Below are 22,311 nucleotides of genomic sequence, written 5' to 3' on the forward strand. Positions count from 1 at the left end.
TTCCCTTCATCCAGGCTCGCAGGCTCGTTCCGGCCCGTCTCGACAGACAGTAAATGATGTTGCTCGGCGGCCGTCGCGGGACCCTGCCCGTCACCTGAGGCGGGCCCGGCTCAAATCCCCCGCAGCCAAACCGTCCCCAACGGCGGCAGCGTCAAGCAGAGGGACACCGGCTGCCCGTGTGATGGGATCGGTTCCGGCTTCAGCGGGTCCGGGTTGCCCACCCCGCCGCCCCCGTACCGCAGTTCATCCGTATTCAGGACCTCGCCCCACGCCGCCGCGGACTCCGGGACGCCCAGGCGGTACTCCGCCCGCACCACCGGGGAGAAGTTCGAGACCGAGAGGAGTGGCGTGCCCGCCGCGTCGTGGCGGAGGAACGCGAAGACGTTGTCCTCCGCCGCGTCCCCGGCGACCCAGCTGAACCCCGACGGGTCCGTGTCCCGCTCCCACAGGGCCGGCTGCGCCGCGTACACCGCGTTCAGGTCGCGGACCAGATCGCGTACGCCCCGGTGGTCCGGCTCCGCGCTGTACGACGGGTCCAGGAGCCACCAGTCCGGGCCGTGGCCCTCGGACCATTCCGCTCCTTGCGCGAACTCCTGCCCCATGAACAGGAGTTGCTTGCCGGGGTGGGCCCACATGAAGCCCAGGTAGGCGCGGTGCGTGGCACGCTGTTGCCACCAGTCGCCGGGCATCTTCGAGACGAGGGCGCGCTTGCCGTGCACGACCTCGTCGTGGGAGATCGGCAGCACGTAGTTCTCGCTGTAGGCGTACACCATCGAGAACGTCATCTCGCTGTGGTGGTACTTGCGGTGCACCGGCTCGTGCTGGACGTAGCCCAGTGAATCGTGCATCCAGCCCATGTTCCACTTCAGGCCGAAGCCCAGGCCCCCGTGATCGGTGGGCCGGGTCACGCCGTCCCAGGCCGTGGATTCCTCCGCGATGGTCACGACGCCGGGGCATCGCCGGTACACCGTCGCGTTCATCTCCTGGAGGAAGGCGACCGCGTCCAGGTTCTCGCGGCCCCCGTGCTCGTTGGGGGTCCACTCGCCGTGCTCGCGGGAGTAGTCCAGGTACAGCATCGAGGCCACCGCGTCCACGCGCAGTCCGTCGACGTGGAACTCCTCGCACCAGTACGTCGCGTTCGCCACCAGGAAGTTGCGCACCTCCTTGCGGCCGTAGTCGAATTCGAGGGTGCCCCAGTCGGGGTGCTCGGCGCGCGCGGGGTCCTCGTGCTCGTAGAGCGTCCGGCCGTCGAACTCCGCCAGCGCCCAGTCGTCCTTGGGAAAGTGCGCCGGCACCCAGTCCACGAGCACCCCGATGCCCGCCTCGTGCAGCGCGTCGATGAGGAAGCGGAAGTCGTCCGGGGTGCCCATGCGCGATGTCGGGGCGTAGAAACCCGTCACCTGGTAGCCCCACGAGCCGCCGAAGGGGTGCTCCGCCACGGGGAGGAACTCCACGTGGGTGAAGCCCAAGTCCTTCACGTAGGCCGGGAGTTGATCGGCAAGCTGACGATACGTCAGGCGGGGGCGCCAGGAGGCCAGGTGGACCTCGTACACCGAGAACGGGGCCTCGTGCACCGGGCGTTCGGCCCGCCGGGCCATCCAGTCCGCGTCCCGCCAGACGTGGTGCGACTCGGTGACGATCGAGGCGTTGGCCGGGGGCACCTCCGTACGCCGGGCCATCGGGTCGGCCCGCACGGTGTGGCTGCCGTCCGGGCGCATGATGTCGAACTTGTAGAGGGCGCCGTCGCCCACCCCGGGCAGGAACAGCTCCCACACCCCGGTCGAGCCGAGCGAGCGCATGGGGTGCGCGGTGCCGTCCCAGTAAGTGAAGTCCCCCGTGACCCTGACCCCTTGCGCGTTCGGCGCCCACACCGTGAAACGGGTTCCGATCACGCCCTGGTGGGCCATCGGGCGGGCGCCCAGCGCCGTCCACAGCTCCTCGTGCCGGCCCTCGCCGATCAGATGGAGATCGAGGTCGCCGAGCGAGGGCAGGAAGCGGTACGGGTCGTGCACCTCGATCTCGGTGTCCTCGTAGGTGACGAGGAGGGTGTAGTCCGGGATCTCACGCAGGGGCAGTACCCCGGAGAACAGCCCGTCGCCGTCGTCGTGCAGCTCGGCCCGCAGCCCCTTGCCGAGCACCGTCACGGCCTGCGCGTACGGGCGCAGGGCCCGGAACGCCACCCCGCCGCGCACCGGATGCGCGCCGAGCAGGGAGTGCGGATCGTGGTGCCCGCCCGCGAGCAGGCGCCCCCGGTCCGCGGCGGCGAGGGCGGGCGCGGGCCGTACGCCGCGGCTCGCGGCCCGGCGCGGCGCGGGCGGCGCCTTGGCCGGCTTCGCCGCCGCCGCCGGCGTCGTCGGCTCGGCGGTGCGCGGGGCGGGTTCGGAGGAGCTGCGGGCGGGGCGGGGGGTCACGGGGTCGGCCTCCTCGAAGGGCGTCATTCTCGGGCGAGTTCGGGCTCAGGCGAGTTCGGGCTCCGCCAGGCGGCGGATCGCCGCCATCGGCACGGGCAGCCAGTCGGGGCGGTGCCGGGCCTCGTAGAGGACCTCGTACACCGCCTTGTCGGTCTCGTACGCGCGCAGCAGCTCGGGCGACTCGCGCGGGTCCGAGCCGGAGCGCGCCGCGTAGCCCGCGCAGTAGGCGGCCCGGCAGTCCGTGGCCCAGGCCGGGTTCGGCGGGCGCGCCGAGCAGGACGCGTAGTCGAAGGAGCGCAGCATGCCCGCGACATCGCGGACCGGGGGCTGCGGGCGGCGGCGCTCGGCGAGCGGGCGGGCCGGCTCGCCCTCGAAGTCGATCACCGACCAGGGTCCGTCCGCGGGCCGCAGGGCCTGGCCCAGGTGCAGGTCGCCGTGGACGCGCTGGGCCGTGCCCGCCGAGTCGAGGGACGCGACCGCCTCGAACGCGGCCCGCAGCCCCGGTACGTACGGCGCGAGCGCGGGCACCGCCTGGGCGGTGGCGTCCAGGCGCTCGGCCATGGCGGCCGCGATCAGCGCCGTCTGCGGGCGGCCGAGGGTGACGGGCGTGAAGGCCTCGGCGAGGGCCAGGTGCACCTCGGCGGTGGCCCGGCCGAGCTCGTACGCCTCCTGTGTGAAGGCGCGGCCCGCCACGAGCGAGGCGAGCGCCAGCGTCCAGCCGTCGTCGGCGCCGCGCAGGAACGGCTGGAGCACGCCGAGCGTCGCCTCCTGGGGCTGGGAGGTGCGGAACCAGGCGGCCGGGGCGGGCACGCGGTCGCAGCCCTGGCGGGCCAGCGCCCACGGCAGCTCCAGGTCCGGATTGACGCCCGGCTGCACCCGGCGGAACACCTTCAGGATGAACGTATCTCCGTACACCAGTGAGGAGTTGGACTGCTCGACGCCGAGCAGGCGCGGTGCGAGACCCGGCGGAACCTGCACCTCCGGGTCGAGTTCGAAGGACAGCGGGCCCACCGTGCCCGGGGTGCGCAGGCGCTCCATGAGCAGGGCCGCGGACTGCGGGTCCTGGAGGGCGTCGTACACCGTGCGCCCGGCCAGCGGGCCCTTGTCCGCTCGGCCGATCAAGGCGGGGGCGAGCCGGGGCGGCAGCTGGTCGCGGACCCCGATCAGGAGCTGGTAGCAGTCGGCGGGCACCGGCGCGGCGTCGGCGGGGAGCGGCACCGGAGCGTGCTCGGTGCGCACGAGGAGGTGCAGGAAGCCGGGCAGCAGCTCGGTCGCGCTGAGCAGGACGAAGTCCGTGACGGGCCGCCCCTTTCCCGCGAACCAGCGCTGCCGGGGGAGCCATTCGTGCAGGAGCGGGGCGAGCGAGGTCAGCAGCCGGGCGAGTGGGAGGCCGGTGGTACGGGGCGGTGCGGCCTTCGGCATGACGGCGCATCCTTTCCCCGGGCACACATCGAGTTGCGCAGAGTGTCCCGGATTGCAACAGAAGCTGTCCGGCGGCGCGCGGGGTTCGGGGTTCAGAGTGCCCCGGGCGGAGCGGCCAAAACCGCTCCGCCCGGCGCTACGGGTCAAGTGACGGCGGGGTCCTTCCGCAGCCGGAACCAGTAGAAGCCGTGTCCGGCCAGGGTGAGCAGATACGGCCACTCGCCGATCGCCGGGAAGCGCACCCCGCCGATCAGCTCCACCGGGTGCATCCCGTTGAACGCCCTCAGGTCGAGCTCGGTGGGCTGCGGGAAGCGCGAGAAGTTGTGCACGCACAGCACCAGGTCGTCGCCGGACTCGCGCAGGAAGGCGAGGACGGCCGGGTTCGACGACATCAGCTCGGTGTACGAACCGAGCCCGAAGGCGTGGTTCTGCTTGCGGATCTCGATCATCCGCCGGGTCCAGTGAAGCAGCGAGGACGGCGAGGCCATGGCCGCCTCGACGTTCGTCACCTGGTAGCCGTAGACCGGATCCATGATCGTGGGCAGGTAGAGCCGGCCCGGGTCGCAGGAGGAGAAGCCCGCGTTGCGGTCCGGGGTCCACTGCATCGGGGTGCGCACCGCGTCGCGGTCGCCGAGCCAGATGTTGTCGCCCATGCCGATCTCGTCGCCGTAGTACAGGATCGGCGAGCCGGGCAGCGAGAGCAGCAGCGCGGTGAACAGCTCGATCTGATTGCGGTCGTTGTCGAGCAGCGGGGCGAGCCGGCGCCGGATGCCGATGTTGGCGCGCATCCGGGGATCCTTGGCGTACTCGGCGTACATGTAGTCGCGCTCTTCGTCCGTGACCATTTCGAGGGTGAGCTCGTCGTGGTTGCGCAGGAAGATGCCCCACTGGGCGTTGCGCGGGATGGCCGGGGTCTTGGCGAGGATTTCCGAGACCGGGTAGCGCGACTCGCGCCGTACCGCCATGAAGATGCGCGGCATCACCGGGAAGTGGAACGCCATGTGGCACTCGTCGCCGCCCTTGGCGAAGTCGCCGAAGTAGTCGACGACGTCCTCGGGCCACTGGTTGGCCTCGGCGAGCAGCACCGTGTCCGGGTAGCTGGCGTCGATCTCGGCCCGTACCCGCTTGAGGAACTCATGCGTTGCCGGAAGGTTTTCGCAGTTGGTTCCCTCCCGCTGGTACAGGTAGGGCACCGCGTCGAGGCGGAAGCCGTCGATGCCGAGGTCGAGCCAGAAGCGCAGGGCGGAGACGATCTCCTCCTGCACGGCCGGGTTCTCGTAGTTGAGGTCGGGCTGGTGGGAGAAGAAGCGGTGCCAGTAGTACTGCTTGCGGACCGGGTCGAAGGTCCAGTTCGACGTCTCGGTGTCGACGAAGATGATCCGGGCGTCCTGGAACTGCTTGTCGTCGTCGGCCCAGACGTAGTAGTCGCCGTAGGGGCCCTGGGGGTCCTTGCGCGACTCCTGGAACCACGGGTGCTGGTCGCTGGTGTGGTTCATGACAAAGTCGATGATCACGCGCATGCCGCGCTGGTGGGCGGCGTCCACGAACTCCACGAAGTCGGCGAGATCACCGAACTCGGGCAGCACGGCCGTGTAGTCCGAGACGTCGTAACCGCCGTCACGCAGCGGGGATTTGAAGAACGGCGGCAGCCAGAGGCAGTCGACACCCAGCCATTGGAGGTAGTCCAGCTTGGCGGTGATGCCCTTGAGATCCCCGACGCCGTCGCCGTTGCTGTCCTGGAAGGACCGCACGAGCACCTCGTAGAACACCGCACGCTTGAACCACTCGGGGTCGCGGTCCTTGGCGGGGGTGTCCTCGAAGGTGTCGTGGACGGGCTCGTTGACGATCATGGTGTGGGTGACCCTCCGATCGGCGGGGACGGTCGCAGGACCAGGATGTGCGCGGGCGCTCGGCCCGGCTCCAGACGCACGTAATTGGCCCTGCCCCAGTGGTAGGTCTCACCGGTGAGCTCGTCGCGCACCGGGACGGACTCGTCCCACGTGAGGCCGAGTTCCGGCATGTCCAACGAGACCGTCGCCTCCTGGGTGTGGTGGGGGTCGAGGTTGGCGACCACCACAACGGTGTTCGACCCCGCGCGCTTGCTGTACGCGATGAGCGCGTCGTTGCCGGTGTCGTGGAAGTGGACCGAGCGCAGCTGCCGCAGCGCCGGATTGCGGCGCCTGATGCGGTTGAGCGAGGTGATCAGCGGGGCGATGGAGCGGCCCTCGCGCTCGGCCGACTCCCAGTCGCGGGGCCGTAGTTGGTACTTCTCGGAATTCAGATACTCCTCGCTCCCGGCCTTGGCCGGGGTGTTCTCGCACAGTTCGTATCCGGCATAGACACCCCAGGTGGGGGAGAGCGTCGCGGCGAGCACGGCCCGCACCTCGAAGGCGGGCCGGCCGCCCTCCTGGAGGTAGCCGTGCAGGATGTCCGGGGTGTTCACGAAGAAATTGGGCCGCATGTAGGGCGCGGACTCGCCCGCCAGCTCGGTGACGTATTCGGTGAGCTCGTGCCTGGTGTTGCGCCAGGTGAAGTAGGTGTACGACTGCTGGAAGCCGATCTTGGCGAGGGTGCGCATCAGCGCGGGCCGGGTGAACGCCTCGGCCAGGAAGATCACGTCCGGGTCGGTGCCGTTGATCTCGGCGATGACCTGCTCCCAGAACACCACCGGCTTGGTGTGCGGATTGTCGACGCGGAAGATCCGTACGCCGTGCCCCATCCAGAACCGCAGCAGCCGCACCGTCTCCTCGATGAGGCCGGGCATGTCCTGGTCGAAGGCGATCGGGTAGATGTCCTGGTACTTCTTCGGCGGGTTCTCGGCGTACGCGATCGTCCCGTCCACCCGGTGGTGGAACCACTCGGGGTGCTTGTCGACCCAGGGGTGGTCGGGGGAGCACTGGAGGGCGAAGTCGAGGGCCACTTCCATGCGCAGGTCGCGGGCGGCGGCCACGAAGGCGTCGAAGTCGTCGAGGGTGCCGAGGTCGGGGTGGACTGCGTCGTGCCCGCCGTCGGCCGAGCCGATCGCCCAGGGCACCCCGACGTCCCAACGCCCCGCCTTCAGGCTGTTGTTGGGGCCCTTGCGGTAGGTGCTGCCGATGGGGTGGACGGGCGGCAGATAGACCACGTCGAAGCCCATCGCGGCGACCGCGGGAAGGCGCTCGGCCGCGGTGCGGAAGGTGCCGGAGACCGGCGGCGCGCCCTTGGTGACCACCGCCCCCTCCGAGCGCGGGAACAGCTCGTACCAGGACCCGAACAGGGCGCGCTCGCGCTCGACGAGCAGCGGCATGGGGGCCGAGGAGGTGACGAGCTCGCGCAGCGGGTGCGCCGCGAGGGCGGCCACCGCCGCCGGGGCGAGCGCGGCCGCGAGCCGTTTCCCGGGCGGGCGGCTCGTGTCGCGCAGGGCGTCCACCGCGGCCAGGACCGCCTCGCGGCCCTTGGCCTTGGGCACCCCGGCCGCGGCCCGCTCGTACAGCGCGGCGCCCTCCGCGAGGACGAGCTCGGTGTCCTGGCGGGCCGGGATCTTGATGGCGGCGTGGCGGCGCCAGGTCGTGACCGGATCGCTCCAGGCCTCGACGGCGTACGTCCACCGGCCCTCGGCGGCCGGGGCGACCTCGGCGCCCCAGCGGTCGGTGCCGGGGGCGAGCTCGCGCATCGGGGTGAAGCGTCCCGGCCTTCCTCCCGGGTCTCTCAGTACGACATTGGCGGCGACGGCGTCGTGGCCTTCGCGGAAGACGGTGGCGGTGATCTGGAAACTCTCCCCGGCCACCGCCTTCGCGGGCCTTCTGCCGCACTCGACGGCGGGGTGTACGTCGAGCACGGGGATGCGGCCGATTGACGGGTTCGGGTTCACGGGCTCACCTGCGGGTGACTGGTAGGGTTTGCCGCGTTTGCGGGAATCTGTCCTTTTTAGCTGCTCCGTTGACGGCTGACCGGCTGCGGGCATGGCCGCTCCTGTCCGCGTTCACTCGAATGGCGTGCGGGAGAGACTGCGGGAATGCGTTACCGGGGGAGCCTTCCACGGCGTACGGGTGGGCATTCCGGCAGTTTGTTAACTACCTGCGCGTAACGGTTCAGACAAGGAAAGCGCCGCGCCTTTCGTGGACAACGGCCCAAACTTTGCCTACCCGTAGGTCATGTGATGCTCCGTCAGGTGGTGGCGGAAATCGGAGGCGCCGGGCCGCGAGGCGCTGTGGTTGGCGGGGCGCACCGGCACTACCTTCGGGGGTGAAGGAGGGGCGCACATCGCGGTGTGCCCACCCCGGTACGTACATCCCCTGCAAAGGTGGAAGCGTGAAGGCAATCCGTCGATTCACCGTGCGCCCTGTCCTGCCCGACGCCCTCCGGCCGCTCAGCGACCTCGCGCGCAATCTGCGCTGGTCCTGGCACACCGAGACCAGAGAACTCTTCCAGTCCGTGGATCCCGACGGCTGGCGGGCGGCGGGTGAGGACCCGGTGCGGCTGCTCGGCGCCGTCGGCGCCGCCCGGCTCGATTCGCTCGCCCAGGACCGCCGCTTCCTGCGCAGACTCACCGCCGCCGCCGACGACCTCGACGACTATCTGCACGGCCGCCGCTGGTACCAGGAGCAGGGTGGCGAACTCCCTTGCGCCATCGGATACTTCTCTCCCGAATTCGGCATCACCGCGGCCCTGCCGCAGTACTCCGGCGGCCTCGGCATCCTCGCCGGCGACCATCTCAAATCGGCCAGCGACCTCGGCGTACCGCTCATCGGGGTCGGCCTCCTCTACCGGCACGGCTACTTCCGCCAGTCGCTCTCGCGCGACGGCTGGCAGCAGGAGCACTACCCCCTGCTCGACCCCAACGAGCTGCCCGTCTCCCTGCTGCGCGAGGAGGACGGCACCCCGGCCAGGGTCTCGCTCGCGCTGCCCGGCAGCCGCGCCCTGCACGCCACCGTCTGGCAGGCCCGGGTCGGCCGGGTGCCGCTGCTCATGCTCGACTCGGACGTCGAGGAGAACGCGCCGGGCGAGCGCGACGTCACCGACCGGCTCTACGGCGGCGGCAGCGAGCACCGGCTGCTCCAGGAGATGCTGCTCGGCATCGGCGGGGTGCGCGCGGTCCGCACGTACTGCCGCCTCACCGGGCACCCGGCGCCCGAGGTGTTCCACACCAACGAGGGCCACGCGGGCTTCCTCGGGCTCGAACGCATCCGTGAACTCGCGGGCGAGGGGCTCGAATTCGACGCCGCGCTCGAATCGGTGCGGTCCGGGACCGTGTTCACCACCCACACCCCGGTGCCGGCCGGAATCGACCGCTTCGACCGCGAGCTGGTCGCCCGCCACCTCGGCGACGACGGCGAGCTGCCCGGGGTGCCCGTCGAGAAGATCCTCCAGCTCGGCATGGAGACCTACCCCGGCGGCGAGCCGAACCTCTTCAACATGGCCGTGATGGGGCTTCGGCTCGCCCAGCGCGCCAACGGGGTCTCGACCCTGCACGGCGCGGTCAGCCGCGAGATGTTCGCGGGCCTGTGGCCGGGATTCGACGCGCAGGAGGTGCCGATCACCTCCGTCACCAACGGCGTGCACGCCCCGACCTGGGTCGCCCCCGAGGTCTTCCGGCTCGGCGCCCGCCAGATCGGCGCGGGCCGCACCGAGGACGCGCTGACCGTCGGCGGCTCCGACCGCTGGGACGCCGTCGCCGACATCCCGGACGCCGAGATCTGGGAGCTGCGCAGGGAGCTGCGCGAACAGCTCGTCACCGAGGCCCGGGAGAGACTGCGCGTCTCGTGGCGCCAGCGCGGCGCGGGATCGGCCGAACTCGGATGGATCGACGGGGTGTTGAACCCCGACGTGCTCACCATCGGCTTCGCCCGGAGAGTCCCTTCGTACAAGCGGCTCACGCTGATGCTGCGCGACCGGGACCGTCTGATGGAGCTGCTCCTTCATCCGACGCGGCCGGTGCAGATCGTCGTCGCGGGCAAGGCGCACCCCGCCGACGACGGCGGCAAACGCCTCGTGCAGGAGCTGGTGAAGTTCGCCGACGACCCGAGGGTGCGCCACCGGATCGTGTTCCTGCCCGACTACGGCATGGGCATGGCGCAGAAGCTCTACCCCGGCTGCGACGTGTGGCTCAACAACCCGCTGCGGCCCCTTGAGGCCTGCGGGACGAGCGGCATGAAGGCGGCCCTGAACGGCTGCCTCAACCTGTCCGTCCTGGACGGCTGGTGGGACGAGTGGTTCGAGCCCGACTTCGGCTGGGCCATCCCGACCGCCGACGGCGCGTCGACCGACGAGGACCGGCGCGACGAGCTGGAGGCCAACGCGCTGTACGACCTCATCGAGGACCGGGTCGCCCCGCGCTTCTACGACCGGGGCCCGGCCGGGCTCCCCGACCGCTGGATCGAGATGGTCCGCCAGACCCTCACCACCCTGGGCCCGAAGGTGCTCGCGGGGCGGATGGTGCGGGAGTACGTGACCCGCCTGTACGCGCCCGCCGCCGCGGCCCACCGGGCCCTGGACCCGTCCACGGCAAGGGAGCTGGCGCAGTGGAAGGCGCGGGTGCGGGGCACCTGGCCGCGGGTCGCGGTCGACCACGTCGAGGCGCTGGCCCCGGCCGCCGGGACTCTCAACGGCACCGCGGAGCTCGGCTCCACCCTTGCGCTGCGGGTCCGGGTCGCACTCGGCGAGCTCGGCCCGGACGACGTCGAGGTGCAGGCGGTGGCGGGCCGGGTGGACGCGGCCGACGCCATCGCGGACGCGGCGACCTTTCCCCTGAAACCGGCGGGCGGCCCGGACCTGGAGGGCCGCTGGATGTACGAGGGCCCCCTCGCGCTGGACCGTGCGGGCCCGTTCGGCTACACGGTCCGCGTGCTTCCGGCCCACCGCCACCTGGCCACCCACGCGGAGCTCGGCCTGATGGCGGGCCCGACGGAGGCGACCGGAGAGGGCGCGGGCGTGCTCATGCGCTGAGCCGCGTACGCCCGCGGACATGGGCGGTGCCCGGAGCCTCGTGGGCTCCGGGCACCTTCACTTTCCGGCCAGCCGCCTGGTCAGAAGGTGAGCTTCCAGAAGGTGAACCTCAGGGGGTACCGGAAGTTCAGAAGGAGAGCTTGAAGTCGGTGATGGTGCCGACGTCCTGCCGCGCCTTGTCCTGGACCTTCAGCTTCCACACGCCGTTCGCCGCGACGCTGGAGGCGTTCACGGTGTACGTCTTGTCGAGGTTCTCCGTCGAGTCCGACGAAGAGCTCTGCAGCCGGAACGAGGTGCCGTTCGGGGCCACCAGGTCGATCTGGAGGTCACCGATGTAGGTGTGGGTGATCTTCACCCCGACCTTGAGGGCGGACGGCGCGTTGCCGGTGATGCCCGAGACGGTGACCGGCGAGGTCACCGCGGCACCCGGGTAGTCCGGAATGGCCACGCTGGCCGTGTTCTCGAAGACCTTGCCACCGGGGTCGCCGCCGCCGGCGCGGGCGCCGACGTTGATGGCCGCCCAGGCGTTGGTGATGTTGGTGACCTCGGCGCTGTTCGCGCCGTACAGCTCGGTCGCCGCGGCGATGGTGCCCGCGCGGGCCCCCGCGTAGTCCGTGCTGGAGTTGAACTTGGTGGTCAGCGCCTTGTACCAGATGAGCTGGGCCTTGTCGCGGCCGATGCCGGTGACCGGCAGGCCGTCGGAGGTCGGCGAGTCGTAGCTCACGCCGTTGATGACCTTGGCGCCGCTGCCCTCGGAGGCCAGGTAGAACCAGTGGTTCGCGGGGCCCGAGGAGTAGTGGACGTCGAGGTTGCCGACGCCGGAGTACCAGCTGTCCGCGGAGCCGCCGTCCTTGCTCGGCTTGTCCATGTAGCGCAGCGGGGTGCCGTCACCGTTGATGTTGATCTTCTCGCCGATGAGGTAGTCACCCGGGTCCGAGGCGTTGTTCGCGTAGAACTCCACCGAGGTGCCCATGATGTCGGAGGTGGCCTCGTTCAGGCCGCCCGACTCGTCGGCGTAGTTCAGGCCCGCGGTGGCGGCGGTGACGCCGTGCGTCATCTCGTGGCCCGCCACGTCGAGCGCCGTCAGCGGGTCGTTGTTGCCCGCGCCGTCGCCGTACGTCATGCAGAAGCAGCTGTCGTCCCAGAACGCGTTGACGTACGCGTTGCCGTAGTGGACGCGGGAGTACGCGCCGACGCCGTCGCCGCGGATGCCGCTGCGGCCGAAGACGTTCTTGTAGAAGTCCCAGGTCTCGCCGGCGCCGTAGGCGGCGTCCGCACCCGCGGTCGCGGCGTTGGAGTTGGTGCCGTCGCCCCAGGTGTCGTTGGTCTGGGTGAACAGCGAGCCCGTACCGGACGAACCGTGGTTCAGGTTGTACGTCTTGTGCCCGCCGCGCGCGGCGTCGGTCAGGGTGTAGTTCGACCCGGACTGCGAGCTGCCGAGCGTGACCTGGCCGCTGTAGTGGGTGTTGCCGACACCGGTCTCGATGCCCTGCCACTGGTGCAGCTTGGCGCCCGTCTTGGCGTCCGTGATGACGTGCAGCTGGTTCGGGGTGCCGTCGTCCTGCAGCCCGCCCACGACCGTCTCGTACGCCAGGGTCGGCGCGCCCTTGACCATCCAGATGACCTTGCGGGCGCTGTCGGCCTTGTCCGCCTTCGAGCCGGCGGCCTTGGCGGCCTTGAGGGCCTGGCCCTCGGCGGCGGCCGGGGCGTTGGAGGGGGCGGCGGTCGATATGCCCTTCAGCTGCGCGCTGTTGGCCTTGCTGACGCCCTTGGTCTTGCCGGCCGCGGTGTCGACCATCAGGTCGCCGCCGAGGACGGGCAGACCGTCGTAGGTGCGCTCGTAGCGGGTGTGCGTGGTGCCGTCCTGGTCCTTGGACACATCGTGGACGACGAGCTTCTCCTGCGCGCTGAGCCCGAGCTCCTTGGCCGTGGCCGCCGTGGTGGCCGTGGCCTGGCGTATGAGCTCGGCGCGCTGGGAGGGGCTGAGGCCGGCGGGCAGGGCGCCCGGGTTGCGTACCGCCTGGGCCTTGAGGGCCGCGGTGGCCGCGGAGTCGTCGGGGCGTGCGCTGGCGCTACCTGCCTGGACGCCGACACTGAGCATGGCGGCTGCGGCGATCAGGGCGCCGGTGGCGGTGGCACGACGACGGTGCGTGGATCTCACGCGAACTCCTTCTGCGAGGGGGATCCGGTCGACTGGGTGGGGCCGGCCGGGCAGAGCAAGGCGGAGCGGGTGCGGCAACAAAGCGTGCTGCGTGAAAACTTTGTGAGTGGAACGGGGAGAGAGTGCCAGCAGATGAGAACTAATGTCAGGAGCGCGTCAACAAGTTGGCCGAAAACCGTCCGTTGTCCGAAGGTCGTCGTTCGTTAAGCGGACGTTTCGGCAATGATGACGGCGATGCCATCGAGGAGTCGGTCGAGCCCGAAACCAAAGAGCGAGTCCAAGTCCAGCTCGAACGGCTCGTGTTCGAGGACGGAGGTCAGGACGGGGTAGCCGCCGCCCGCCACGATGGCCGCAAACCGACCCCCGTTCCGGTCCATCCATTCGTCGTTGGATACCCCGGTGTCCTGGAGGGCGTGGCCCTCCAACTCCATGGCCACGCCCAGACCTTGGACGAAGGCGATCAGCGCCAGGTGCGCGTGCATGACCTGGTGCACGCCCAGGCCGGTGCCGCGCAGGGCCCGCAGGGTCCACTCGGTGTACTTCATCGCCTCCGGCATGGGATCCGGCCGGATGAAGGACGCCATCGCCCGCGCCATCCACGGGTGCCTGCGATAGGTGGCCCACAACGTCCGGGCAGCGTGCGCGAGTTGATCCCGCCAGTCTCCGGTCGGCCGCCCCGGGTGCGCCTCGCCGAACCCCACGTCCGTCATGAGCCGTACGAGGTCGCCCTTGCTCGGTACGTGCCGGTACAGCGCCATCGTGGAGGTGCCGAGGTCGCCGGCGACCCGGCGCATCGAGAGCCCGGCCAGGCCCTCGGCGTCCGCGATGCGGACGGCGGTGGCCACCACGGCTTCGCGGCTCAGAGCCGCCGCTCCGTCCTGGGCGCGCGCCGGGCGTGCCTCGGCGACCACCGTGCCGACCCCCGCCACCGCCCGCACCAGGCCCTCGCGCGTGAGCGCGGCGAGCGCCTTGGTCGCGGTCGCCATCGCCACCCCCGACTCGCGCACGATGGCCCGTGTGGAGGGCACCCGGTCGCCGGGCGCGAGCTCCCCGGAAGCGATGCGGCGCCGGATGCCGGCGGCGATGGCGAGGTAGGGCGGCTGCTCGGTCACGGCGGGCAGTGTACTAGTGCGCTGGACGGTGTAATGCCCGCTGATACCAGGGGAGTTGCCGGGGTGTACTAGCCCACTGATGGCGGTGTACGCGCGACGCTGTTTCCCTACCGTCATGGACACCACGACCGGCCCCCACGCGGGCCGCACGGACCCGGCCCCGCAGCGCGCCGGGCGCAGGGAATGGACCGCGCTCGCCGTCCTCATGCTGCCGCTGCTTCTCGTCTCGATGGACGTCTCCGTCCTCTACTTCGCCATCCCGTTCATCAGCGAGGACCTGGCGCCCAGCTCCACCCAGCAGCTGTGGATCCTCGACATGTACGGCTTCGTGCTCGCCGGGCTGCTCATCACGATGGGCGCCCTCGGCGACCGCGTCGGCCGCCGCAGGCTGGTGCTCGCGGGGGCGGGCGTGTTCGGCCTGGCCTCGGTCGCCGCGGCCTACGCCGATTCGCCCCAACTCCTCATCTCCGTAAGGGCGTTGCTCGGTGTCGGCGGGGCCGCGCTGATGCCCTCCACGCTCGCCCTGATCCGCAACCTCTTCCACGACGAGAAGCAGCGCGCCACGGCGGTCACCGCCTGGACCGGCGTCATGACGGCCGGCATCTCCTTCGGGCCGGTCGTCAGCGGCGCCCTGCTCGAACACTTCTGGTGGGGCTCGGTGTTCCTCATCAACCTGCCGGCGATGCTCCTGCTGCTGATCCTGGCACCGCTGCTGCTGCCCGAGGTGAGGCAGCCGTCGTCCGGCCGCTTCGACTGGCCGAGCGCGGTGTTGTCCCTGGCCGGGCTGCTCCCGGTGATCCAGGGCGTCAAGGAACTGGCCCGGAACGGCGTCGAGTCGCCGCCCATCCTGATGATCATGGCCGGATTCGGCCTGCTGTACGTCTTCGTCCGGCGCCAGTCGAGGCTCGCCCACCCTCTGGTCGACCTGGAGCTGCTGCGGCGGCGCGGTTACGGCGGCGCGGTGCTGGCCAACCTCTTCGCCATCGCGGCGACCGTCGGCATGGCGGTGTTCCTCACCCAGTACCTCCAGTCGGTGCTCGGCAAGAGCCCGTTCGAGGCGGCGCTGTGGAGCCTGGTGCCGGCGACGGGCGCGTTCGTGGGCGCGCCGACCGGGGCGGTGCTGGCCCGGCGCTTCGACCGGGGGACGGTCATGGCGTGCGGCTTCGCGGTCTCCACGGGCGGGTTCCTGGCGCTGACGTGGGTGCGTACGGACTCGGCGCTCTGGTTCACCCTGACCGCCTGTGCCGTCTACACCTCGGGCCTCGTGGCGGCGATGGCCCTCGCCAACGAACTGGCCCTGGGCGCCGCCCCGCCCGAGCGGGCCGGCTCCGCGGCCGCCGTCCTGGAATCCGGGCAGGAGCTGGGCGGCGCGCTGGGGATGGCGGTCCTGGGCTCGGTGGGGGCGGCGGTCTACCGGCACGGCATGGGGGACGCGCCGGCCGCGGCACGCGAAACGCTGGGCGGGGCGCTGGCCAGCCTCCACGGGGCTGACCTGGAGGCGGCGTTCTCCGCGTTCACGCGGGGCCTGGACTTCGCGGCGCTTTGCGCTGCCGCGCTGATGGCGGGGGCGGCTGGGCTTGCCCTGACGCTGCTGAAGGTTCGGCGGGGTGAGGGGGGTTCGGCTCCCTCGGGGAGGTGACTGCGGGGGTGCGGGGTTGTTTCGACTGCGAGCCGTCGTGGGCCGGTCGCGCAGTTCCCCGCGCCCCTGAGGGGGTGTGGCTTGGCGGGATTCAGCGTTCTGCTGGGTGCGGGGTGCTTCGGCTGCGGACCGGTCCGTGGCCGGTCGCGCAGTTCCCCAACGCCCCTAGGGGGGCTTGACCCTGCGGAGCTCGGTGTTCGGCTGAGTGCCCGGCCGTGCGGTGGGGCCGCGCGATGGTGCGAGCCCGCGCACCTTCCGCGCGTGGGGCTCGGGCCCGTTGAGCCGTGACCCGACGGCTCCGAGGGGGCATCGTCCGGCTTCGCCGCGCGGGCGCCGGGCGGTAGCCCGCGCCCTCCAGGGGCGCGGGGAACCGCGCGATCAGCCACTGACGGTCCGCAGTCGCACATCGGCGGTGCGGCCCCCTAGGCCCTGGGGTCGACCCACAGCGACTCCGCCACCGCGTAGAGGTCGCCCGTTGGCGAGGCCAGTGCCACGCCCATGTGGTGTTTGCGGCCTTCCTCGGCGCGCAGCCACGCGTACGAGATGAGCGGCTCGCCCACCCTCACCGGGCGGAGCAGGGTCGCCGTGAGGGAGGCCGTCACCGCCCCCGCCCGCTGGGTGCCGAGGAGGCGGCCCGCCGCGTTGCCCGGGCAGTCGAGCGCGCCCCACACCAGCTCGGGGGGCAACGCGCCGTCCGCGTCGGCGAGTTGGGGGCCCGGGGTCCAGGCGGTGGCCACCAGGGCCCGGCCCGGGACCCGGCCGCAGTGCTGGCGCAGGCCGGTGTCGGGGGTGCGGTCCAGGCCGCAGCCGAAGCAGTCGACGCTGCCGGAAGGGGGTGCGGCCCGGTAGGCGTCGGCCGCGGCCGACGCCTGCGCCCACGACGGCGCGTCCGGCGCCTCGACGCTCCGCTCGGCCGGGACGGCGACGGCAAGCACCGTCTCCCCGGAGGTCAGTTCGCTGCCGCCGTCCGCGGTCTCGGCGAGCCGCACCGGCACACCCGTCGGCACCGGCCGCCGGAAGTCCACCCGTACCGTTGTGGCCGCCGCCCGACCGGACAGCACGCCCGCCACATAGCCGCCGAAAGCCACCCCCGGGTACCCCTGGAGGTGGGCCGGAACCGTGATCGTCTCTATCGCTGTCATGCCCGCCACCCCATCACACCCGCCCCGGTGCCTGCGGGTACTGTTCGGGCCGCCCGGCCCGAACACCGTGAGGAGCCCCACCCATGACCGACCACCGCATAGGCCCGCCCCACTTCGGCAGCGAGCGCGAGACGCTGCGCGCCTTCCTCGACTACCACCGCGCGACGCTGGCCATGAAGTGCGAGGGGCTCGGCGACGAGGAGCTGCGCCGGCAGTCGATGCCGCCGTCCACGCTCTCGCTGCTCGGCCTGGTGCGGCACATGGCCGAGGTCGAACGGACCTGGTTCCGCCGGGTCTTCGAGGACCACGACATCCCGATGGTGTGGTCGGACAAGATCGATTTCCAGGCGGCGTACGACGCGAGCAACTCCACCAGGGCCGAGGCGTTCGAGGCCTGGGAGGCCGAGGTCGAGCACTCGCGGCGGATCGAGCGCGCCGCGGAGTCCCTCGACCTCGCGGGCCACCAGCCGCGCTGGGGCGAGGACGTGTCGCTGCGCATGGTGATGCTGCACATGATGCACGAATACGCCCGCCACAACGGCCACGCCGACCTCCTGCGCGAGGGCATCGACGGAACCGTGGGGGCCTGAAGGCCGGGCTCAGCGCCAGGGGATGTTCCGCCAGGGGCTGGCTTCGTGCTCGGTCAGGATCCGGTGCGCGTCGACGTTCTGCTGGTAGTAGCGGCCGTACGACTCCTCGTCGAAGCGCAGCACCCGGCCGAGCGCGTACGCCGCCGAGAAGTCCTCCCACGAGCGGTAGGCCGACTTGCTGAGCGCGCCCGCGTGCACGATCGCCTGCTCGGCCTCGTGCGGGGTGCAGAACCGGGCCGAGAGCCCCCAGCGCGCCAGGTTCACGGCCCGCCCGTAGTCGTAGGCGACGGTGGTGGTGACCCGGCCGTCCGGCGCGAGCAGCCCGTCGGCCCGGAACCGGGCCTCGTACCGGAGGATGCGCCGGACCAGCTCCTCGATGTCCTTGACCGCGCCGGGGCCGACCCCGATGTCCTGGGCGTGCCCGGCGGCCGTCTCGCGCCACAGATCGGGCGGCGGCGCCTCGTCGAGCCCGGCGCGCAATTCCTCGCGCACGCGCAGCACGAAGTCGGGCTCGGCCGGGCTGTTGCGCGCGTCGAGCAGGAAGTCCAACTGCTGCCGCCAGCCCGCCCGGTCGGTGATGTCCCAGGAGTCGCGGAGCATCCGGAGCTCGCTGGTGTACTCCTGGTAGACCGAGCCGACCTCGTTCCACGGCACGTCGTTGCCGACCGCCAGATGCGCGCCGCAGGCAAGGCCGTACGCGAGCGGCCCGCGCAGCGCGCCGTGCCGCAGGCCGATCAGCCGGTCGGGGCGCTCGACCTCCTCGTGGAGCCGGCGCCACAGGGCCAGGTTGTCGGCGGCGGCGGGCAGGAACAGCTGGGCCGGCGTGCCGGCGTTGACCGCGAGCAGCGTCCGCCCGTCCAGGAGGCCGGAGTCGGCGATCCACTTGAGGGAGACCCCGTGGAACACCCAGTCCGGATGCCACGGCGGCAGCATCCCCCGGGTGAGCACCGGCTTGCACAGCCAGCCCGACGCGTCCCGGTAGGAGGGCCAGCGGATCAGGTCGGGCCGCGCGTCGACCTCGGCCTTCGGCGCGGCTATGTAGAGCTCCTCGCGGGCGAGCACCCGCAGTTGCGCCAGCACGTCGCCGCGCAGCCCTGCCGAGTGCAGCAGCCACTCCGTCTCCGTGGGCGCCGCCCAGTTGGTACCCGTCCCCGTTGCCACGCCCCGATCCTACGAACTCCCCTCCGGCCGCCACGCGGCAGGTACCGGGAAACGCACAGGTCAGGCCAAGCTGTCCCGCCAGGCGCGGTGGAGGTCGGCGAAGCGGCCGGTGCCCGCGATCAGGTCGGCGGGGGAGCCGTCCTCGACGATGCGGCCGTGCTCCATCACCAGGACCCGGTCCGCGATCTCGACCGTGGACAGGCGGTGCGCGATCACCACCGCCGTACGCCCGTTGAGGACGGTGTGCATGGCGCGCTGCACCGCCCGCTCACCCGGAATGTCAAGGGAACTGGTCGCCTCGTCGAGGATCAGCACCGCCGGGTCGGCCAGCAACGCCCGTGCGAAGGCGACCAGTTGGCGCTGCCCGGCCGAGATGCGGCCGCCCCGCTTGCGTACGTCGGTGTCGTAGCCGTCGGGCAGGCCCGCGATGAAGTCGTGCGCGCCGATCGCCTTAGCGGCCTGCTCGATCTCGTCCCGGGTGGCGTCCGGGCGGCCGATCGCGATGTTCTCGGCGACCGTGCCGGAGAACAGGAACGCCTCCTGGGTGACCATGACGACCCCGCGCCGCAGATCCCGTACGGACAGCTCGCGCAGATCCGTGCCGTCGAGCAGGACGCGGCCCGCCGTCGGATCGTAGAAGCGGGCCAGGAGCTTGGCGAGGGTGGACTTGCCCGCACCCGTCGAGCCGACCACGGCGACGGTCTGGCCCGCCGGGATGGTCAGGTCGAAGCGGGGCAGCACCTCGCCGCCGGTCCGGTAGCCGAAGCCGACCCGCTCGAACTCGACACGGCGGCCCGGGAGTTCGGCCGCCCGCTCCGGCAGGGCGGACGGCTGGGCGCTCTCCGGGACGGACGGGGTCTGGGCGAGCAGCCCGGCGACCTTCTCCAGGGAGGCCGCGGCCGACTGGTAGGAGTTGAGGAACATGCCGAGCCGGTCGATGGGGTCGTACAGGCGGCGCAGATACAGCACCGCGGCCGCGAGCACACCCAGCTCCAGGCCGCCGTCCGCGACCCGGGTGGCACCCCACAGCACCATCGCCGCGACCGCCGTGTTGGCGACGAGCCGGGAGCCCACGACATAGCGCGCCATCTCCAGGAGGGCGTCGCCGTTCGTCCGCTCGTGGCGGCGGTTCAGCTCCTGGAACTCGGCGTCGTTGGCCCGCTCGCGCCGGAAGGCCTGCACCGGCCGGATGCCGTTCAGGGTCTCCGCGAACTTGACGATCACCGCGGCTATCGCGGTGGACCTGGCCGCGTACACGGTCCCCGCCCGGCGCTGGTAGAGCCGGATCAGGAAGTGCAGCGGGACGTAGGAGGCGACGGCCAGAGCCCCGATGCCCCAGTCGAGCCAGAGCAGCATCGCGCAGATGTAGACCGAGGAGAGGATCACCCCGATCAGCTCCTGCAGGCCCTCGCTGAGCAGCTCCCGCAGCGACTCGACGTCCGTGGTGGACCGCGAGATCAGCCGGCCCGAGGTGTACCGCTCGTGGAAGTCCACGCTCAGCGCCTGCGCCTGCCGGAAGATCCGCCCGCGCAGATCGAGCAGCACGTCCTGGTTGACCCGGGCGGAGGTCTGGATGAACGCGTACTGGAAGAACCCGGAGGCCAGCGCGCACACCAGATATCCGGCGCCCACCGCGATCAGCGGCCCGTAGTCGTGCGCGCGGAACGCCGGCACGCCCCGGTCGATGGCGTACGCGACGAGCAGCGGGCCCGCCTGGGCCGCGGCCTGTTGCACGACGAGCATCAGCGTCGCGATCAGCACGCGCCCGCGCAGCGGCCGCAGCAGGGACCTGAGCAGCGCGCCGGTCGCCCCCGGGGGCGCCGGCAGCTCGTCCCGGTCAAAGGGATCGCCGGCCGCCGGCACCTCGTCCTCCCCGGTGGCGGTCTCCTCCCCGACAGTCGTGGTCATCGCTCGTCCTCCCCCTTGTCATCGGCGCCCGACATGAGCCAGGCGTATTCGGCGTTGCCGCGCAGCAGTTCCTGGTGCGTGCCGACGGCCGCGATCCGTCCGCCCGAAAGCAGGGCGACCCGGTCGGCGAGCATCACCGTGGACGGGCGGTGCGCTACGACCAGCGCGGTGGTGTCCTGAAGCACCCGCCGCAGCGCCGCCTCGACGAGCGCCTCGGTGTGTACGTCCAGGGCCGACAGAGGGTCGTCGAGTATCAGGAACCTCGGCCGCCCCACGACCGCCCTGGCCAGCGCGAGCCGCTGCCGCTGCCCGCCCGACAGGCTGAGCCCCTGCTCCCCGACCTGTGTGTCCACGCCCTGCGGCAGTCGCCGTACGAACTGGGCCTGCACGATGTCGAGCGCCCGCTCCAGATCGGCCGGACTCCCGCCGCCCATGCGGACGTTGTCCCCCACGGAGGCCGAGAAGAGCGTGGGCTCCTCGAACGCGACGGAGACCAGTCCGCGCAGCCGCTCTCGCGGCATGAGCGCGATGTCCTCCCCGTCGAGAGTTATCCGCCCCCCGCTGACCTCGTGCAGGCGCGGCACGAGCGCGGTGAGCGTGGTCTTCCCGGACCCGGTCCCCCCGACCAGGGCCATGGTCTCGCCGGCCCGTATGTGCAGATCGATCCGGGAGAGGACAGCCGAACTCCCCTCGGCCGCATCCGGATACCGGAACACGACCCCCTCGAACCGGATGCCGAGTTCGTCACGGCCCGGCACTGCCTGAGCAGTGCCGGCCAACTCGGCCTCCGGCGCGGGAACCGGGGAGTTGGGGGAGGCGGCATCCGCCTCCTCCTCCGCGTCCATGGCCTCGAAGAAGCGGACCGTCGCCGTCGCGGACTCCTGGCTCATCGCAAGCAGGAAGCCGATCGACTCTACCGGCCACCGCAGGGCCAGCGCCGTGGACAGGAACGCCACCAGCGTTCCGGCCGAGAGGTCTCCGTCGGCCACCTGCACCGTACCGAGCACCAAGGCCGCGCCGATGGCGAGTTCGGGGATCGTGGTGATCAGGCCCCAGAGCCCGGCGAGCAGCCGGGCCTTGGCGAGCTCGGTGCCGCGCAGCCGCCGGGAGAGTTCGCGAAAGGCCAGGGCCTGGCTGCGGTGGCGGCCGAACCCCTTGATGATGCGGATGCCGAGCACGCTCTCCTCGACGACCGTCGTGAGGTCGCCCACCTGGTCCTGCGCCTGCCGGGCGACCAGCGAGTACCGGGTCTCGAAGACCGAGCACAGGACCACCAGCGGGATCACCGGGACGAGCAGCACGAGCCCGAGGCTCCACTGCTGCGACAACAGGATCGCGAACCCGGCCAGGATCGTCACCCCGTTGACGACCAGGAAGGTCAGCGGGAACGCCAGGAACATCCGAAGCAGCATGAGGTCCGTGGTGCCGCGCGACAGGAGCTGGCCCGACGCCCAGCGGTCGTGGAAGGAGACCGGAAGCCGCTGCACGTGCCGGTACAGATCGGCCCGCATGTCCGCCTCGACGCTCGCGAGCGGCCGCGCCACCAGCCACCGCCGGAACCCGAAGAGCGCCGCCTCCGCCACCCCGAGCAGCAGCAGGTACAGCGCGCCGAGCCACACCCCGCCCGGGTCGTGGTCGGCGACCGGCCCGTCGACGATCCACTTCAGGACGAGCGGGATCACCAGACCGAGACAGGAGGCGACGACCGCCACAAATGCCGCACTGAACAGGCGAGTTCGCACGGGTCTTACGTACGGCCAGAGCCGCAGGAGCGAGCGCGTGGCCGACGGGTCCTTGGTAGCTGCATGTGTATCGGGCATCGTGGCCGAGCCTACGGACGG

Annotated in this window: 13 protein-coding genes; 3 read left to right on the forward strand and 10 right to left on the reverse strand. The window is 71.6% G+C overall.

Annotation, left to right across the window (positions count from 1 at the left end; genetic code table 11):
• Window positions 1-110: 110 nt before the first annotated feature.
• The 4 genes from glgB to ADK54_RS15355 form a co-directional block, all read right to left on the reverse strand.
• On the reverse strand, window positions 111-2,438 hold the full coding sequence (glgB, locus tag ADK54_RS15340; protein ID WP_078966399.1) for a 1,4-alpha-glucan branching enzyme: 2,328 nt from the start codon (window positions 2,436-2,438) through the stop codon (window positions 111-113).
• 18 nt (window positions 2,439-2,456) lie between these two features.
• Window positions 2,457-3,833, reverse strand: coding sequence for a maltokinase N-terminal cap-like domain-containing protein (locus tag ADK54_RS15345; protein WP_053726187.1), 1,377 nt, complete (start codon window positions 3,831-3,833; stop codon window positions 2,457-2,459).
• A gap of 143 nt (window positions 3,834-3,976) precedes the next feature.
• Window positions 3,977-5,683, reverse strand: coding sequence for a maltose alpha-D-glucosyltransferase (gene treS / locus ADK54_RS15350; protein WP_053726188.1), 1,707 nt, complete (start codon window positions 5,681-5,683; stop codon window positions 3,977-3,979).
• Complete coding sequence (locus ADK54_RS15355; protein WP_078966400.1) at window positions 5,680-7,776, reverse strand: alpha-1,4-glucan--maltose-1-phosphate maltosyltransferase; 2,097 nt, start codon at window positions 7,774-7,776, stop codon at window positions 5,680-5,682. The genes treS and ADK54_RS15355 overlap by 4 nt, the downstream gene beginning before the upstream one ends.
• Before the next feature lie 347 nt (window positions 7,777-8,123).
• Here ADK54_RS15355 and glgP point away from each other — a divergent pair, with 347 nt between their 5' ends.
• Complete coding sequence (gene glgP, locus ADK54_RS15360) at window positions 8,124-10,757, forward strand: alpha-glucan family phosphorylase (protein WP_053726189.1); 2,634 nt, start codon at window positions 8,124-8,126, stop codon at window positions 10,755-10,757.
• 127 nt (window positions 10,758-10,884) lie between these two features.
• Here the strand turns inward: glgP and ADK54_RS15365 are convergent, their stop codons facing one another.
• A complete protein-coding gene (locus tag ADK54_RS15365) occupies window positions 10,885-12,918 on the reverse strand; it encodes a M4 family metallopeptidase (protein WP_053726190.1) in 2,034 nt (677 codons plus the stop codon).
• A gap of 203 nt (window positions 12,919-13,121) precedes the next feature.
• On the reverse strand, window positions 13,122-14,030 hold the full coding sequence (locus tag ADK54_RS15370) for a TetR/AcrR family transcriptional regulator C-terminal domain-containing protein (protein ID WP_053726191.1): 909 nt from the start codon (window positions 14,028-14,030) through the stop codon (window positions 13,122-13,124).
• A gap of 115 nt (window positions 14,031-14,145) precedes the next feature.
• Between ADK54_RS15370 and ADK54_RS15375 the strand changes: the two genes are divergently transcribed.
• Entirely contained in the window at window positions 14,146-15,669 is a 1,524-nt protein-coding gene (locus ADK54_RS15375; RefSeq protein ID WP_053726192.1) for an MFS transporter, read from the forward strand.
• 422 nt (window positions 15,670-16,091) lie between these two features.
• On the opposite strand, the gene ADK54_RS15380 is transcribed toward ADK54_RS15375, so the two are convergent.
• On the reverse strand, window positions 16,092-16,811 hold the full coding sequence (locus tag ADK54_RS15380) for a hotdog fold domain-containing protein (protein WP_053726193.1): 720 nt from the start codon (window positions 16,809-16,811) through the stop codon (window positions 16,092-16,094).
• 83 nt (window positions 16,812-16,894) lie between these two features.
• On the opposite strand from ADK54_RS15380, the gene ADK54_RS15385 reads away from it, so the two are divergent.
• Window positions 16,895-17,401 (forward strand): DinB family protein, encoded by a 507-nt coding sequence (locus tag ADK54_RS15385; RefSeq protein WP_053726194.1) that lies wholly within the window; start codon window positions 16,895-16,897, stop codon window positions 17,399-17,401.
• A 9-nt stretch (window positions 17,402-17,410) separates the two neighbouring features.
• On the opposite strand, the gene ADK54_RS15390 is transcribed toward ADK54_RS15385, so the two are convergent.
• The 3 genes from ADK54_RS15390 to ADK54_RS15400 are packed head-to-tail and all read right to left on the reverse strand — an operon-like array spanning window position 17,411 to window position 22,290.
• The gene (locus ADK54_RS15390; protein ID WP_053726195.1) at window positions 17,411-18,562 is read right to left on the reverse strand and encodes a DUF1266 domain-containing protein; all 1,152 of its coding nucleotides are present in this window, start codon (window positions 18,560-18,562) and stop codon (window positions 17,411-17,413) included.
• 60 nt (window positions 18,563-18,622) lie between these two features.
• A complete protein-coding gene (locus ADK54_RS15395; RefSeq protein ID WP_053726196.1) occupies window positions 18,623-20,470 on the reverse strand; it encodes an ABC transporter ATP-binding protein in 1,848 nt (615 codons plus the stop codon).
• Complete coding sequence (locus tag ADK54_RS15400) at window positions 20,467-22,290, reverse strand: ABC transporter ATP-binding protein (RefSeq protein WP_053726197.1); 1,824 nt, start codon at window positions 22,288-22,290, stop codon at window positions 20,467-20,469. The genes ADK54_RS15395 and ADK54_RS15400 overlap by 4 nt, the downstream gene beginning before the upstream one ends.
• Between the last annotated feature and the right edge of the window lie 21 nt (window positions 22,291-22,311).

Origin of the sequence: Streptomyces sp. WM6378 (genome assembly GCF_001279695.1) — a bacterium.
In the GTDB taxonomy this organism is placed as follows: domain Bacteria; phylum Actinomycetota; class Actinomycetes; order Streptomycetales; family Streptomycetaceae; genus Streptomyces.

Excerpts from the sequence above, each read along its gene's own strand:
- glgB (WP_078966399.1), bottom strand. The coding sequence starts at position 2,438 with ATGACGCCCTTCGAGGAGGCCGACCCCGTGACCCCCCGCCCCGCCCGC.
- ADK54_RS15395 (WP_053726196.1), bottom strand. The coding sequence starts at position 20,470 with ATGACCACGACTGTCGGGGAGGAGACCGCCACCGGGGAGGACGAGGTG.
- ADK54_RS15380 (WP_053726193.1), bottom strand. The coding sequence starts at position 16,811 with ATGACAGCGATAGAGACGATCACGGTTCCGGCCCACCTCCAGGGGTAC.
- ADK54_RS15345 (WP_053726187.1), bottom strand. The coding sequence starts at position 3,833 with ATGCCGAAGGCCGCACCGCCCCGTACCACCGGCCTCCCACTCGCCCGG.
- ADK54_RS15400 (WP_053726197.1), bottom strand. The coding sequence starts at position 22,290 with ATGCCCGATACACATGCAGCTACCAAGGACCCGTCGGCCACGCGCTCG.
- ADK54_RS15355 (WP_078966400.1), bottom strand. The coding sequence starts at position 7,776 with ATGCCCGCAGCCGGTCAGCCGTCAACGGAGCAGCTAAAAAGGACAGAT.
- treS (WP_053726188.1), bottom strand. The coding sequence starts at position 5,683 with ATGATCGTCAACGAGCCCGTCCACGACACCTTCGAGGACACCCCCGCC.
- ADK54_RS15375 (WP_053726192.1), top strand. The coding sequence starts at position 14,146 with ATGGACACCACGACCGGCCCCCACGCGGGCCGCACGGACCCGGCCCCG.
- ADK54_RS15385 (WP_053726194.1), top strand. The coding sequence starts at position 16,895 with ATGACCGACCACCGCATAGGCCCGCCCCACTTCGGCAGCGAGCGCGAG.